Source organism: Affinundibacterium macrobrachii (genome assembly GCF_014652415.1).
Taxonomy (GTDB): Bacteria; Pseudomonadota; Gammaproteobacteria; order Burkholderiales; family Burkholderiaceae_D; genus Undibacterium; species Undibacterium macrobrachii.
In genome coordinates this window covers 15,266-31,838 of sequence record NZ_BMYT01000005.1, presented here as the reverse complement: position 1 = coordinate 31,838, position 16,573 = coordinate 15,266, and the positions used below count along the sequence as shown (strand labels likewise).

Genomic DNA, 16,573 nt, shown 5'->3' with positions numbered 1-16,573 from the left:
TGCGTGAGTAACGATGTAGGGCGGCAATACTGGCGCCGCCCGCCACACACAGAGCACAGAGATGACTAAGAAAATTTTCTGGTATCGAATCAATCTCCATCAAAACGCAGGCACAACCGCTCCCTTGTAACGCTCTTGAATAAACTTCTTCACTTCTGGCGAATTTAACGCTGCTGCCAATTTCTTAAACGCTGGACTGTTTTTATTATCTTCACGTGCGACCAACAAATTGGCATACGGTGAATTCGCATCTTCGATAAATAAGGAATCTTTCAAAGGATTTAATTTTGCTTCAATCGCGTAATTAGTGTTAATCAATGCCAGATCGACTTGCCCTAAGATACGTGGCAAAGTCGCTGCTTCCAACTCTTTGAACTTCAGGCTCTTAGGATTTTCAACGATATCTTTTTTGGTCGCCGAAATATTGTTCATATCCTTTAATTTCAATAGTCCTTGCTTTGCCAACAGAATCAAAGCACGACCAGAATTGGCAGGATCATTCGGAATCGCAATCGTCGCGCCGTTTGGCAAATCACTGAGTTTTTTGTATTTGCTGGAATAGCCCGCGAATGGTTCTACATGCACTTTCACTAGGGGCACTTGCAAATCATTTTTATGACTTTTCTTAAATTCGTTTAAGTAAGGCTGAGTCAAATAATAATTACCATCAAGACGCTTTTCGTTGACCTGTACGCCAGGTTGGATGTAGTCGGTGAACACTTTGATTTTTAGCGTTACACCTTGTGTTGCTAACTGAGGTTTTACGAACTCTAAAATCTCGGCGTGTGGAACGGGATTTGCTGCAATCGTCAATGTTTCTTGTGCTTGTGCCACATTCGCGCATAGCAATAGACTCAATCCAGCAAGGGTAAAAACGCGACGACTTTGTTGAAATAAAACGGACATAAAAGCTCTCTGTATTTTGTTAAATTCTTTGTAAAAATTTTTTCTCGTCTGTACGACTAGCTGGCTCTAACTCCGTCACCTTCAAGGGGAGGCAGTTATTACCAACGATTATTTGCGTGTAAATTTAGCGACCAACAGATCGCCCCACCATTGAAACAACTGCACCAAAATCACCAAGATCGCCACGGTCACGATCATGACTTCAGTTTGAAAACGTTGATAACCATAACGCAAAGCTAGATCACCCAAACCGCCGCCACCAATCACGCCCGACATCGCGGAATAAGATACTAAGGCAATCGTCGTCACCGTAGCTGCAGCTAGTAAGCCAGGCAAGGCTTCTGGCAGCAAGGCCTGCAAAATAATTTGATGCGTTTTAGCACCCATTGCCTGGCATGCTTCGATGATGCCTTTATCCACTTCACGCAAGACGTTTTCGACCAAGCGCGCAAAGAACGGTGTCGTTCCTATCACTAAAGGCGGAATCGTTCCTGCCACACCTAGCGATGTTCCTACCAGAATCAAGGTTAAGGGAATCAAAACGATGAGCAAAATAATAAAAGGCACGGAACGCAGCATGTTCACGACAAACGACAACAATGCATAAATCCCGCGCTGTTCTAGCAATTGCTTTTTACCAGTCAAGAACAACAGCACGCCCAAAGGCAAGCCCAACAAAATAGTAAAAACCAAAGACACACCAGTCATGGTCAACGTATCCAAGGTCGCTTGCAGAATATCTTCCCAATCAATCACTGAAAAATCCATCTTAGTTCTCCTGTGTTTGATCTGTTGTGGAATTAATCGAACTCTGCACCAAGTGATTCAAGACATCTACTCGAATATTCGCTTGTCCCAACAGCTTTAAGACTTTATCGATTTCAATTTCTGATCCAAGCACTTCCACAATTAATTGACCATAGGGGGTATTTTTAATGCGCGCGATCACGCCCTGCAAAATGGTAATCTCAGCACTGGTCTGCGCGGTAATGCGACTTAATATCGGTTCATGCGTCGCATTTCCTACATACGTTAGACGTAATAAATAACTATGCTCGGCCACATTTCCACGCTGAGCCAACTCTTGCAACAAACTCAGATCTAAAGCTTGATTCTCTGCTACCAAACTTTGCGTAACCGTGTGTCGTGGATGCAAAAACACTTCGACCACATTGCCAGTTTCGACAATCTCGCCGCTATCAATGACCGCAACCCGATCACAAATGCTGCGGATTACTTGCATCTCATGCGTAATCAAAACGATCGTTAAGCCCAGCTTTTGATTGATATCGAGCAGCAAACGTAAAATCTGTTGCGTCGTTTCGGGATCAAGTGCCGAGGTTGCTTCATCACATAATAATAAATGCGGATAATTGGCCAATGCGCGAGCAATCCCCACTCGTTGCTTTTGACCTCCGGATAATTGCGCTGGATATTTATTCGCATGCTCTTGCAAACCTACCAAATCAATCAACTCAGCAACCCGTTTTGTGCGTTCTTCGGTTGTATATTTTCCAGTCAATTTAAGTGGAAATTCAATGTTTTGCGCGACAGTTTTCGCACTCAACAAATTGAAATGTTGGAACACCATACCAATCCGTTGACGCAGACTTTGCAACTGCGATGCATCAAATTGCGTGATGTCTTCGCCCTCGAATACGACCTTGCCACGCGTAGGTCGCTCTAATAAATTTAAAGCACGCAGCAAAGTGCTTTTACCAGCACCGGAACGACCAATGATACCAAACACTTCGCCTTGCGCGATGTGCAAATTGATATTACGCAGCGCGGAGACCTGTCGTCCCTGTACCAAATAATCTTTTTCTAATTGCGCGATTTCTATCACGGAGGAATTCCCTTTTGGTTGTTCGCAATTGAGCAAAAATTGAGCAAAGCCGGATAAAGCTAAGTCAAGATACGAAACATTCTATCGAAGTCGCTTATCTCTATCCAATCTTTTAAAAAGCTTAGCTTATAAGCTCAAAGCATTTAGTGACTTATACACTAGAATCACATGCAACATCGGCCGCAATAGAGCGTCGAACCCAACGACGAAACATGGGTTCTAAAAATACAGGAAGAGAATTGAGATAGTATGCGGGCCGCAACAGCATGCCGCATCGATATTGCCTAGACTCGGCATGCCATTCTAGCGCACGGCAAGCGCCACGCCATTGCCACAAGAAGAGTCGGGAAACGGGACAAGGGCTAGCTAAACAACAAACACCACAGCCGTTACAAGCTTGTCCGACTATTGGTTTTGATGGTGCCTCGGGCTGACACCATATCACTTGATGATCATGTCCCGAGGAATTCATCACTGATCAAACTAGCTTAAGAGGACTTCTTAACAAATAATTTACGACCGAACTTCCAAGCCAAGCCAAGAATAATTGGAACGATCGCCGCGCCTACACCAACCATCACAATAATCGACAGATTATTTTTAATCAGTGGAATATGCCCAAAATAGTAACCAGCCAAAACCAAGGAAACGATCCACAAGATCGCGCCAAGTACATTGTAGAACTGAAAATTACGATGACTCATTTCTGAGAAACCGGCAACGAAGGGAGCAAAAGTACGCACGATAGGCGTAAAGCGCGCTAAGACGATGGTTTTACCACCATGTTTCTCATAAAAAGCATGCGTCTTTTCCAACGCAGCTTTATCAATCCAACGCGAGTTACTTGCCATCACCTTGTGACCGACTGTACTACCTATCCAATAATTAATCGAATTACCAGAGATCGATGCAAATAAGAGAATCGCAATCAAGAACCAAGGGTCCATTGCACCTGCAGCACAAAAAGTCCCTGCAATAAATAACAAAGAATCACCTGGCAAGAATGGAAAAATAACAAAAGCGGTTTCACAAAACACAATCGCAAACAACACGACGTAAATCAGCGTTCCATATTGTTCGATCAGTTGCCCCATCTTATCGACATGCAACACCATATCTAAAAACTGCATAAAATCCATAATGCTCAACTTTCTTTGTGGGCAAGTTCTATTGATTATATTGAGTAAAAAAGTCACGCGAGATCGCCTCTCGGCGACATCATACACTAAGCGAACACAGTTATAATGACAGCATGACGACAACATTAACTCCCCGCCCAATTCAGGCACTGCCTGATCACTTAATTTCTCAAATTGCCGCTGGAGAAGTGGTGGAACGCCCCTCTGCCGTAGTAAAAGAATTACTCGAAAATGCATTGGATGCAGGTGCCTCAACTATTACGGTGCGGCTTGAAGAAGGCGGCGTCAAACGGATTGCAATCATTGATAATGGGCGCGGCATCCCAGCGGATCAATTACCGCTTGCGGTTCAACGCCATGCCACTTCTAAAATCAGCTCACTAGAAGAATTAGAAAATGTTGCGACGCTCGGCTTTCGCGGTGAAGCCTTAGCATCGATCTCTTCGGTTGCTATTCTCACTTTGACGACGCGTACCGCCGATGCACCGCATGCTTGGCAAATTGAAAATGGCAAAATCACCCCAGCCTCTGGCGCACAAGGCACCACGGTCGATGTTCAAGATTTGTATTACAACACTCCCGCAAGACGCAAATTTTTAAAATCCGAACAAACTGAGTTTGGTCATTGCGCTGAGGTGGTGCGGCGGATTGCGCTTGCACGCCCCGACGTATCATTTTCTCTGTCGCACAACGGCAAAACCGTCGATCATTGGAATGTCAGTGCAATCGATAAACGCAGTGCCACCATTTTGGGCGAAGGTTTTGCGAATGCGCGCTTGCCTATCGACGATTGTGCAGGACCATTGCGTTTACATGGTTTTATTGGTTTGCCAACTGCATCTAAAGGTCGCGCAGATGCACAGTATTTTTATGTAAATGGCCGCTTTGTTCGCGACAAATTATTAACACATGCAGTGCGCGCAGCTTATCAAGATGTTTTACATGGTGATCGCTATCCCTCTTATGTCATCGCACTCGATCTCGATCCCGCCTTGGTTGATGTAAATGTCCATCCGTCCAAGATTGAAGTACGTTTTCGCGATAGCCGTGCCGTGCACCAATTTGTTTTCCATGCGGTGAATCGCGCGTTAGCGCAAACTTCAGCAACCTCTTTTGGTACCGTACCCGCGCCCGCCACGGCTGGAATCGGCGAAGTGCAAAACAATAGCGGACGACTGCCATGGATAGGTGGCGAACAAACCAGCTTTTCAGCGCAATTTGCATCGCCGGCTTTTACTATCAAAGATAGTGACTTGAACCAAAGCGGTGGTTTTAGCAACAATAGCGGCGGCACTGGCTACGATTACAGTTTCATGCAACAACGTGCGCAAGGCGCAGGAGTCGCTCAGTCCGCAGAAAGTTATGGCGCATTTTTTGGCGACAAATCAGCGAAAGGGTCGGAATCACATTTACCCAACGACGATCATCCACTCGGCTTCGCGCTCGCGCAACTACACGGCATCTATGTTCTCGCACAAAACAGCAAAGGTTTAGTGTTAGTCGACATGCACGCTGCGCACGAGCGTATTTTGTACGAACAACTCAAAAATGCTTTAGATGAAAACGCAATGCCTGTGCAGTCGTTGTTGATCCCGATGACTTTTCACGCCGACGGCGTTGAAGTGGGAACCGCAGAAGAGAATCAAGATATTTTAAAATCCTTAGGCTTTGATATTGCCGCAATCTCACCGACCACATTGGCAGTGCGCGCGGTTCCTGCATTATTGAAGAACGCCGACGCCCAATCTTTAGCGCGCGATGTATTACGCGAAGTTCGAGAATATGGCGGTTCTCGCGTGTTAATCGATAGACGCAATGAATTGCTCGGCACCCTCGCCTGCCACACCGCAGTGCGTGCAAATCGCAGTTTAACCATCGTCGAAATGAATGCCCTACTACGTCAAATGGAACAAACCGAACGCGCCGATCAGTGCAATCATGGACGTCCGACTTGGGTGCAATTGGGATTAAATGACTTAGATAGAATGTTTATGCGTGGGCAGTAATGTCATCAAACGTCTCAGTGGTGCGCATCGCGTTGTTGTACTTAATCGCAATACCGACGTATTGCTCCGTCGTGTGCCTAGCGCTGCATCCCGACTCAGCTATTTTCTGACGCTACCAAATCTCCAGAATTTTTTCTAAAGCTATGCAACAACAAAAAATTATCGCCATCATGGGACCGACCGCTTCCGGCAAAACCGCAGCGGCATTGGCGATTGCGCGTGAAGTTCCTGCTGAAATTATCTCAGTTGATTCAGCATTGGTCTATCGCGACATGAACATAGGCACGGCAAAACCCAATGCCGAAGAACTCGCCGCTGCTCGGCATCATCTGATCGACATTATCGACCCGAGCGAAGCGTATTCAGTCGCCCAATTCTTAAACAACAGCGCCAGGCTGGTCAAAGAAATACGCGAGCGCGGCAAGCTTCCTATCTTGGTTGGTGGCACCATGATGTATTACAAAGCGCTGATCAACGGCATCGACGATCTGCCACCTGCAGATCCCGCCATCCGCGCGCAACTTGATACCGACATGGCAGAGATTGGCGCGCCAGGCTTACATGCACGACTAGCGCAAGTCGACCCCATCACCGCCGCACGTCTACAGCCCAACGATAGCCAACGCATTCAACGCGCGCTAGAAATCTATCAGCTCACGGGTCAAGCTATGTCAGCACTGATCGCGCAACAGCCCAGAGCTGCCGCCCCTTTCGACTTGTTACCGATTTCCTTAGAACCAAGTGAGCGCAGCTTCCTGCACGATCGGATCGCCAAACGCTTCGATCTGATGCTTGAACAGGGATTTATTGACGAAGTACGTGCGCTCAAATCAAGACCCGAACTCAGCGCTGATCTGCCATCAATACGTTGCGTAGGCTATCGCCAAGCTTGGGATTATTTAGACGGCAGCATCGACTACCAAGAAATGCGCGAACGCGGCATCATCGCCACCCGCCAACTCGCCAAACGCCAACTCACTTGGTGTAGATCGATTCCAGAACGACACATAGTTGACTGCACAAAAGACAATATTAATCAGCAAGTTCTACAATACGCGCTCGCCAACAAATAATTCAAACTGTATAGATAAAAGAAATTAAGCGATCTTAAGCAATTTTAATAAATTCACAGCAGCATTTCAGATTAATTCTTGACGCATCAAACTTCCACTGGCATAATCTTGGGCTTCTTGGTGATATAGCTCAGTTGGTTAGAGCACAGCACTCATAATGCTGGGGTCGGTGGTTCAAATCCACCTATCACCACCAGAACACAAAGCCCTGTTAGCAATAACAGGGCTTTTTTGTTTTTTTCATTTTCAAAATAAAACCAAGCAACAACAGAATGAAAAAATAAAACATACCGCTCACTAATCAACACCGCTATGTAATATGCTAGTGACATCAACGAAGCAATAAATTATCCAGTTTTGTGTCTGTCGTTTAAATAACAGCTCAAAAAAAATTCCGCTGGATAAATTGAGAAATTTGCCTGAAGATTAATAAAGCTTATAAAGCAACTCAGACCACAAATACTACTTAGGTTCAAGCAAAGCACGCGATCCTTACTCCACTTGTACCTTATCTATGAACAACAAATCAACTATCGACTTGAAAAAAACGACTGCCGATAGTCGGCGCCGGTTTTTATATATTGGTATTGGTCTTGTTATCATATTTTTCATTACTTCATCCATCATAACGCTGATGTATTTGCGGCAAGAAGCGACAGCCCGTGCACAGCGCACCACCGAAAATCTCGCAAGTTCGCTACAACAAACTTTTGATGGCATGATCAATACCATCGATGTTGCTTTACTTTCTGCTGTCGATGAAATTAGTCGACAACACGCTAATAAGAATGTAGATCCAGACAGCATTCGCCATTTACTGGAACGACAAGCCAAGCGTGTGCCACACCTCGCTTTTATTCGTAGTACGGATCAGTTCGGCAAAATCATCTATGGCGTTGATCAAAGCAGAAAAACCACGTATCTCGATGACCGTGAATTTTTCAAACGCCTACGCGATGATCCGAATGCAGGTTTAGTAATCAGCGAACCAGTGTTTGCAAAAATTGCACAAAAATGGGTGTGGGCTTTCGCGCGCCGCATCAATCATCTTGATGGCTCATTTGCCGGTGTAGTCTATGGTTCGATTTACACCGACGAAATTGAAAAACTGTTTAACCAGATTCATATGGAACCAGGCGGGTCAATCGCCATACGCCATCAGAATGTCCATTTGATTGCACGCAACACTTTTCAACAAAGCAACCCGATTCCGATCGGCAGCACAACAATCTCACAGCCGTTCCAAGAAGCACTAAAAAGCAACGCCAAATCCGGTAGTTATATCAGCGACGCGACCAGCACCGATCCCATCACTAGACTGTATTCTTTTCAACGGAGCAGCAAGTATCACTACATCATCAACGTTGGTCTATCGACCGAAGTCGCCCTATCTGGATGGCGAAATCTAGCTATTTCGGTTGGTATCGTTATCGCGCTATTCACTTTGTGTTTGCTTTACCTCGCTCACAGAATTGGCTTTGCATGGCGTCAATATGATGAAGTCATCATCAATTTAAAAAATAGTACTGAACAACTAGAGTTAAAACATCAAACCCTGATTCGCTCAGAAAATCAGCACCGATCACTGTTAGAAAAACTGCATACTGCGATCGTCGTTCATGCGCCCGACACCAGCATTTTATTTAGTAATTCGCGCGCAGCCACAATGTTAGGGCTCAATGAAGATCAAATGCTAGGTAAGTTTGTGGCTGATCCAACTTGGAGTTTTGTTGATGAAGCTGGCATCAAGCTGCATCCCGATAACTATCCAGTCAATCGCGCTTTGTTAAGCAAAAAATCCTTCACTGAGATGATTATGGGCATTCGCCATCCAAATCATTTTGGGATTCGCTGGGTGCAAGTTAGCGCGTTTCTAGAGAACGATGAACATAATCAACTCAAACAAATCGTTGTGAACTTTAATGACATTACGCAACAGAAAGAGGCTGAGTTGCGATGGCAATTTGCCTTAGATGGTGCGGGTGACGGCGTTTGGGATATCGACTTTGTCAACGGAAAAGGAAATTTTTCTGAGCGTTATCTCGACATGCTCGGCTATCCACCAGGCTCATTTTCTGAAGACTATCGCGAACTAATTGATTGCATACACCCTGAAGATCGAGGTCACTTGCTCGACGAAATGCAGAGGCATTTAAGTCACCAAACCAAGCAATTTTCTGCAGAATATCGGATGCGTTGTGCCGACGGTACTTACAAGTGGATTTTCGGTCGCGGCATGGTCGTGAGCACAGATGAATTCGGCAAATCACTTCGTATGGTCGGCACCCATACAGACATTTCTGCAATGAAAAATGCGGAAGAAAAAATTTGGATAGAAGCTAACTACGATGCACTGACCAAATTGCCAAACCGGCGTTTATTCTATGATCGAATTGAAGAGAACATTAAAAAAGCGGGCCGTGAACATGAACGCATCGCACTACTTTTTATCGATTTAGATCGGTTTAAAGAAGTCAACGACACATTAGGGCATGATGTTGGTGATCAGTTACTCATACAAGCAGCAACGCGGATCAAATCTACCGTGAGAGTTTATGACACTGTAGCGCGCTTGGGTGGCGATGAATTTACCGTGATATTGACTGGCATTCACGACAGTGCCGATGTCGGTCATCTCGCAGAAAAAATTATCGAGCATCTCTCGCTGCCATTTGTGATCGGCGGGATTGAATCCTATGTCTCTGCAAGTATCGGTATTGCCCTCTATCCCGATGATGCCAGTAACGTTGTGGAACTCACAAAAAATGCTGATCAGGCAATGTACTCTGCAAAAGATAGTGGCCGACAATGTTTCAGGTTCTTCACAAAAACCATGCAAGAAGACGCGACCCAAAGAATGCGCTTAGCAAACGATATGCGCCATGCATTAAAGCAAAATCAATTCATGGTTTACTATCAGCCTATCATCAACTTAAGTGATGGCAAATATTGTAAAGCTGAAGCGCTGATTCGTTGGCAACACCCTGAACTCGGATTTATCTCCCCAGCAAGTTTTATACCCATCGCAGAAGACACTGGCACCATCCATCAAATTGGCGATTGGGTATTTTCGCAAGCCTTACAACAAGTACGCGCGTGCCAATCGCTGTTGGCTTATCCATTCCAAATTAGTGTTAACAAATCACCGGTACAGTTCTTAATTGAGCGCGGCGATCAACACAATTGGCTAGATCAGCTTGCAGCATCAGAGGTTGATGGCGAGAGTATCGTGATCGAAATCACTGAAGGCGTGTTAATCAACAATGATGTGCGTGTTACCCAAAGCCTATTGCAATATCGCGATGCAAAAATCCAAGTCGCGATTGATGACTTTGGAACAGGTTATTCGTCTCTATCTTATCTCAAGAAATTTGATGTCGACTATTTAAAAATCGATCAATCTTTCACACAAAGCCTAAGCCAAAATTCATCAGAATACGCGCTATGTGAAGCTATCATCGTGATGGCGCATAAACTAGGAATCAAGGTCATTGCAGAAGGCGTAGAGACTGAGCAACAACATCAATTATTGCAACAAATGGCTTGTGATTATGGGCAAGGTTACTGGTACTCAAAACCCTTGCCCGAGGCTACTTTTATGGACTTCTTAGATGCCAAATCGAAAACCTAAGGCCTAGATCGAACATCCCAGATCAAACATCAACGAATCACAAAATGATTAACAACTTCACGCAAGTGCCCTGCTTGTTCTAACAGACTCTCTGATGCTGCGGTGGCTTGTTCGACTAGGGCCGCATTCTGCTGTGTCATGCTATCGATATCGTTCACTGCTGCATTGATTTGGCGTATTCCAGCATTTTGCACTTCACTCGCTGCGGCGATTTCAGCCATGATGTCGGCGACATGCTTAACGCTATTAACAATCGCCTCCATGGTTTGACCAGCTTCATCAACCAAGCGACTACCCTGATCCACTTTTTGTGTAGAATTGCCGATCAGTTCTTTGATCTCTTTTGCCGCACTTGCGCTACGTTGCGCCAAGCTACGCACCTCAGATGCGACCACCGCAAACCCACGCCCCTGCTCGCCCGCACGTGCTGCTTCGACTGCCGCATTCAATGCCAAAATATTGGTCTGAAATGCGATGCCATCAATCACACCAATAATATCTACGATCTGTTTGGAACTATCTTTGATCGAACCCATAGTTTGCACGACCTCACTGACCACTTCACCACCTTTACGCGCAATGTCAGAAGCCGCCAGCACCAATTTATTTGCTTGAATCGCGTGCTCAGTATTTTGCTGCACTGTTACCGTCAACTTATCCATCGTGGCAGAAGTTTGATCGAGTGAATTTGCCTGCGCCTCTGTTCTATTCGATAAATCAGCATTGCCATCAGCCATTTCACGTGATGCACTGATAATCGCGTCGACACCATTTTTAACTTCACTGACTGACTTGTGCAGCATCTCAATCACGTAGACCAATGCCTTACCAGAATCACTAGCGGGATGCATTTCATGATCACGCAAATTAATCACCCCATTTTGCCCATCTAACTCAGAGGTATAGTTCATCAACTCAATTTCTTGCACGCGATCACGATTAATCTGCACAGCAATATAGGACAGCACTGCTGCTTCTACGATCACATAAGCGGCATGTGTCAGAAAAATAGCGAAGCTTGGCTTGGTAAAGCAAATCACACCAAAACCTAGTTCTTGCAGGTAACCAAAACTAGCGTGATGCACCGCGATGGTTAATGCAGCAACCAAGATCACGCGCCAATCAGCATAGATCAATAAGAACGCTAAAAATGCGAAGATGCCAAAATGCAGCTCGGTCATGCCTAATGCCTGTTGTATATGCAAAGCACAAAAAGACATCAGGGCAAATGCATTGACTAAGCGTGTGACTAATTGACCCGGAAAAACATACATCAAATAGGCCGGAATTAACAACAAAGGCAAACCAACAAAGAATGCCATCTTCCAGGTGTCATGCCAACTTGCTAAAGCAAAAGCAAATAATTGCATACCAATTAAGATCACAAAAATCAGCTTATCTGACTTTGCATAAGTGGCATCCATTTTGGAAAGCAGATGGTTTGACATAGAGAACTCCAGAAAAGCAAAACACCGACAATCGATGTTAAAAAATATGAGCTTTCCTCAGTTTACTCTAATCGACTTTGATCCACATCAAGTTTGACAAGAAAGACGTTGAAGTCGCCCACTAGAACCTAGTTAGTCTTGTTAAGACTTATCGAATGATTCTATGCTTTTTATTAAGGAGGAATTTACAAAGAATACCAAGTGCGATTGATGCGCTATCGTCACAATTCAATCATGTGACCGACAGGATATTGCAACCTGTTCGACTTTAAAATCGCATGTTTGAAAATACGTTGACATGATGTGTTGTCACCATGACGGCGGGTGAATTACGCGTGATTACCAACCTCACACAGGCGTTTCACCCGATGACTAACAGTACGATCCTTGCTCACTGAGGACTTGCTGAACACTCACTTAAGTGCGCAAGCTTTGGTGAAATTTTGTACTGTTTTACTACTACAACTGATCAAAATATGATCTAAGACTTACCTAAGCATTGCTTAATTAAATAAGCCAATTGAACAACGCGACAATCAAAACAACTGTATCTACTCAATTAATATTGACCCTAGATACGAACTACATTACGTCTATAAGACGACACAAATTCATTCCGCAGCCATCTTTGCTTTTTCAGCAGCAGTCAAACGTTTCGCACGAATTTCTACCACTTGGCTTACAGTCATTTGCGCCAACTCTAAATCGTAAGCAAGTTTATCTTCATCGCTCATACGTTTTGCGCTGACTGTCACGGTCTGAATCGGTGCAACTGATGCCTCAACTTCTGTTGTGGTCGCGACGTTGACGATACCAACAAAAATGAGTGATGTTAAGCAAGCAGATGCCGCAGAAACGATCGCAGTTGCAGTAAATGTTTTCATGATAAATCTCCAAAGTTAGATTCAAAAATAGTGCGAAATGTCATTTGATTTCGCTGTTTATTTGATCGATTTGCGCTTCGTTTTGCATTTCGATGTGTGTACTATATCCAAGCACAAAATCAAGTTCTAGGGCAATGCGACGAACTGCAAAATTGCGCGACCGAAATACGGAAATGCGGGAATTAAAGTAATCAATCGGTGAACGAATGTAGTTCACATCTTAGGCAAAAAGCGCCTTATGAAATTGCGGAGATATTCAAAGAAATAATGTACTTGTGCGCTGACGATGCACTCCGATTTCAAATCAACTTGAAAGAAAATTGATAGCAGCTTGAAGATAAGTTGGAAATGACTAGAACAGGAAAAAAATTGCAAAGAAGATGTATGCAAAATAACTTGAAAATGCTTTGAAAATAATTCTCTCTGTAGTGCTAACGCACCACCTACATGAACACAAAGATTATGCGCAAGACAAAACTGTCGACATCAGCCACAATCAGCTGTATTGAGAAGTATTTGATCGATCTGGGGATAAGTAAACGCGGGAAGACAAATGAGTGCCTGAGGAGATGTTCCGTTACTTAAATCTCTTCATCGCCGCTCTGAGGATAGACAACGGCGGATTAACTTCAATTACGCAAGAGCCGGCACTCGAACTCTTGTTTGTGACTCCAACTGTTACGTCAACTCTGATTTCATTCATGACTCTACTCAGAACTTTCTCATGATGAAATTGACGCTAATTTTGCCACCTTATTTTTCTAAATTATCTAGCGCGATTTAATGACGTTTAAACCAGCTACATCACATCGAAAAATTTAACGCGATACGACAATTTAGCAATGTTATTCAACTATAGGCAAGGCTGAATTACTCGGCAGACATCGCTGCTTTTTGTTCTGGTGTCAAACGCTTAGCGCTAATCACCACGGTTTGCATCATTGATGTTTCTTGATCATAAGCGAGTTTTTCTGCTTCTGTCATACGTGCATGACGCACTGTCACTGTTTGTATCGGTGCTGGTGAAGCTTCTACTTGGGTGGTCGTTGCCACATTGACGATACCAACAAAAATCAACGATGTTACGCAAGCAGAAGCTGCAGAAACGATAGCGGTAGCGGTAAGTGTTTTCATGATATTTCTCCTAAAGATGTCGTTTAATAAGATTTAAGTTTTACTGTTTTCTTGCATCGAATCGTGATTCGATGGGTGTACTGTAATCAAGCTTTAAGTCAAGTGCTATCGACATGCGACGAAATGCAAAAAGCACGGGATTAAGCTACAAAATCGGCACTTAAACGACAAATGGGAGGGCGACACAGATAGGCGAATACCTACCTGAAGTCTCAGCTAGCTTACATTCGCTTACTTCATGCTACATAAGGAAATGAAATCTACTTGAGACCCACATAGTGATGGCGGCTAGTTGATTTAACGACTATGTGAAGTCAAAGTCGCCAGAGGGGTGGCGAGGCTCACGCCAGGTGCTTGCGTGCGTGCAGCGGGCTTTTTAGAAACGGGCATGGCTTCATCTAGACGCTCATCAGCCTCACCCGACATTAAGCTTGCAGCGCCTGGATTGCGCCCCATCGCTACGCCGACTGCTAACATATCAATCACCAGCAAATGCAAAATACGGCTCACCATAGGCAAGTGCGTGGTGACATCTTCAACATGATCAACAATCAAAGCAATATCCGCTTTACGAATCAAGGGAGAGTGACTGGCGGCAATCGCAATAATTTTGGCGCCACGTTCACGCACCTTCTCAGCTACTTCAATTAACTCTGGTAAGCGACCGCTGCTGCTACTGATAACCACCACATCATTTTCACCCAAGACACTTGCAGACAACAGCTGTAAACGTGAATCGGTATGCGCGATACTAGGAATACCTAAACGTAAGAATTTAAATTGCGCATCTTGCGCGACCACACCATAGTGGCCAATCGCGTAAAACTCTAATTTATTCGCTCTACTAATGCATTGAATCGCGCGCTCTATCATGTCGCGGTTTAATTGATTACGCACTTGCAAAATCGATGAGGCGGTATTTCCCAACACCTTGGCACCTAATTCCAATGCAGAATCATCGTCCGTGACTTGAATATGCGTGACTGGCACCGTGCCGGTTAAGCCAGAAGCCAATCGTAATTTGAAGTCAGATAAGCCTTCACACCCCAAAGAGCGACAGAAGCGAATCACAGTTGGCTGACTGACATCGGCAGCCCGTGCAATCTCGGCAATCGGATCATTCACCACCGCTCTCGCATGCGCCAACACATGATCCGCAACACGCAATTCAGCCGGTGACAAATCTGCTCGAATCCGACGAATTTGCCCCAAAATTGCCGAGCCCGGTTCGGTTTGCAAGCTACGCAATTGGGCGTCTAAGATGGCGGCGGCTCCCATAAAAGTCGCATGCTCGGCTGTGATCACAAATGTTGGAATGGCGGCAACATAGCGACTAAACCGCCCTTTCTCTTCGAATCGAGCGCGGAAACTTGAAGCGGCGAAATACTCACCCAAACGAGGCACGATGCCGCCGCCAATATAAATTCCCCCCATCGCCCCCAGAGTGACCGCAAGATTGGCTGCCGCGGTTCCTAGTAATGCGCAAAATACGTCCAGCGCTTCAACACATTGCGGATCGGTTCGATCGAGGGCGCGTTGGGTGATTTCTGGCGCGGTCAACTCCTGTACTTGTATTTGCGCATAGTCGCACAAAGCTTGATAAATCAACTCTAAGCCAGGACCAGAGACTAAGCGCTCAAATGAGACATGGGAAAAATGTTTCCAGACATAACGCAAAATCGCAATTTCACGTTCATCACGCGGAGCAAAGCTAGTGTGACCACCTTCCGAACCCAAAGAAATCCAGCCATCGCCCGCTGGAATCAAACCCGAGGTACCTAAACCACTACCCGGCCCCAATAAGCCGATCACACTTTGTTTACGCGCTTCACCACCACCAATTTGCTGCACATCGTTCGGTCCAAGTCGAGGCAATGCCATCGCTAGCGCGGTGAAATCATTGACGATCAACAATGTATCCAAGCCCAACTTTTGCCGCATCTCTTCAATCGAAAACTGCCAATGGTAATTGGTCATACTGACTTGATCACCATCGACAGGGTTAGCGATGGCGACTGCAGCATGTTCAATATGAAGATCTGGCAAACTTTGTAAATATGCCTTCACGGCTGAATAGAAATCGGCGTAATCAGCACACAGCAAAGAGTGCGTATATTGAAAATCGCCCCGCCCCATTTCCAAAGTAAAGCGTGCATAAGTACCGCCAATATCTGCCAACAAATGAGGGGTCTGATATTGCGCAATTTGCGCGGTTGAAGTGCGAGCAACTGGATGGGCTTGCATAATTTTCCAAAATCGAAGTTTTACGGATCAAATCTGAACAAAGCGAATACGCTCAAAACACGCGCAACTCACTCATGGTCGGTGCTTACCTCGCTCTTTTCTTGCATCAAGCGGCACTGAAATGCAAATAAAGATGCAAGTAAAAAAGCAAGAGATTGCATTGTAGTCTGACTAAACTAATTTTGGATATATCAGTCAACGAGGTATTTTTTGTAAATATTTGATTGACTATTCGGTACATTTTTGTAACTAGACTACAGAA

At 44.9% G+C, this 16,573-nt stretch carries 11 protein-coding genes and 1 tRNA gene; 4 read left to right on the top strand and 8 right to left on the bottom strand.

Annotated features, from left to right (window positions below; all coding sequences use genetic code 11):
• Positions 1 to 99 precede the first annotated feature (99 nt).
• The 4 genes from IE103_RS14245 to IE103_RS14230 all read right to left on the bottom strand — a co-directional run bounded on the left by IE103_RS14245 (position 100) and on the right by IE103_RS14230 (position 3,891).
• Complete coding sequence (locus IE103_RS14245) at positions 100 to 906, bottom strand: MetQ/NlpA family ABC transporter substrate-binding protein (RefSeq protein ID WP_189346805.1); 807 nt, start codon at positions 904 to 906, stop codon at positions 100 to 102.
• 108 nt (positions 907 to 1,014) lie between these two features.
• Positions 1,015 to 1,674 carry a methionine ABC transporter permease gene (locus IE103_RS14240; RefSeq protein WP_189346804.1) on the bottom strand — a complete coding sequence of 220 codons (660 nt, stop codon included), beginning with the start codon at positions 1,672 to 1,674 and terminating at the stop codon, positions 1,015 to 1,017.
• Position 1,675: 1 nt separating this feature from the next.
• Positions 1,676 to 2,752 (bottom strand): methionine ABC transporter ATP-binding protein, encoded by a 1,077-nt coding sequence (locus IE103_RS14235; RefSeq protein WP_189346803.1) that lies wholly within the window; start codon positions 2,750 to 2,752, stop codon positions 1,676 to 1,678.
• Positions 2,753 to 3,240: 488 nt separating this feature from the next.
• Complete coding sequence (locus IE103_RS14230) at positions 3,241 to 3,891, bottom strand: VTT domain-containing protein (protein ID WP_189346802.1); 651 nt, start codon at positions 3,889 to 3,891, stop codon at positions 3,241 to 3,243.
• A 113-nt stretch (positions 3,892 to 4,004) separates the two neighbouring features.
• Between IE103_RS14230 and mutL the strand changes: the two genes are divergently transcribed.
• From mutL to IE103_RS14210, 4 genes are all read left to right on the top strand, one after another.
• The gene (gene mutL / locus IE103_RS14225) at positions 4,005 to 5,897 is read left to right on the top strand and encodes a DNA mismatch repair endonuclease MutL (protein WP_189346801.1); all 1,893 of its coding nucleotides are present in this window, start codon (positions 4,005 to 4,007) and stop codon (positions 5,895 to 5,897) included.
• A gap of 143 nt (positions 5,898 to 6,040) precedes the next feature.
• Positions 6,041 to 6,970 (top strand): tRNA (adenosine(37)-N6)-dimethylallyltransferase MiaA, encoded by a 930-nt coding sequence (gene miaA, locus IE103_RS14220; RefSeq protein ID WP_189346800.1) that lies wholly within the window; start codon positions 6,041 to 6,043, stop codon positions 6,968 to 6,970.
• 119 nt (positions 6,971 to 7,089) lie between these two features.
• Positions 7,090 to 7,166: transfer RNA gene (locus IE103_RS14215), tRNA-Met, on the top strand.
• 318 nt (positions 7,167 to 7,484) lie between these two features.
• Positions 7,485 to 10,601, top strand: coding sequence for a bifunctional diguanylate cyclase/phosphodiesterase (locus tag IE103_RS14210; RefSeq protein WP_189346799.1), 3,117 nt, complete (start codon positions 7,485 to 7,487; stop codon positions 10,599 to 10,601).
• Positions 10,602 to 10,630: 29 nt separating this feature from the next.
• Here IE103_RS14210 and IE103_RS18615 read toward each other — a convergent pair whose 3' ends face one another.
• The 4 genes from IE103_RS18615 to IE103_RS14190 form a co-directional block, all read right to left on the bottom strand.
• A complete protein-coding gene (locus IE103_RS18615) occupies positions 10,631 to 12,049 on the bottom strand; it encodes a methyl-accepting chemotaxis protein (protein ID WP_189346798.1) in 1,419 nt (472 codons plus the stop codon).
• Between the two features lie 611 nt (positions 12,050 to 12,660).
• Positions 12,661 to 12,933, bottom strand: a complete 273-nt coding sequence (locus tag IE103_RS14200) for a hypothetical protein (protein WP_189346797.1) — start codon at positions 12,931 to 12,933, stop codon at positions 12,661 to 12,663.
• An 870-nt stretch (positions 12,934 to 13,803) separates the two neighbouring features.
• On the bottom strand, positions 13,804 to 14,067 hold the full coding sequence (locus tag IE103_RS14195) for a hypothetical protein (protein WP_186890763.1): 264 nt from the start codon (positions 14,065 to 14,067) through the stop codon (positions 13,804 to 13,806).
• Positions 14,068 to 14,364: 297 nt separating this feature from the next.
• On the bottom strand, positions 14,365 to 16,311 hold the full coding sequence (locus IE103_RS14190) for a glucokinase (protein WP_229827300.1): 1,947 nt from the start codon (positions 16,309 to 16,311) through the stop codon (positions 14,365 to 14,367).
• Between the last annotated feature and the right edge of the window lie 262 nt (positions 16,312 to 16,573).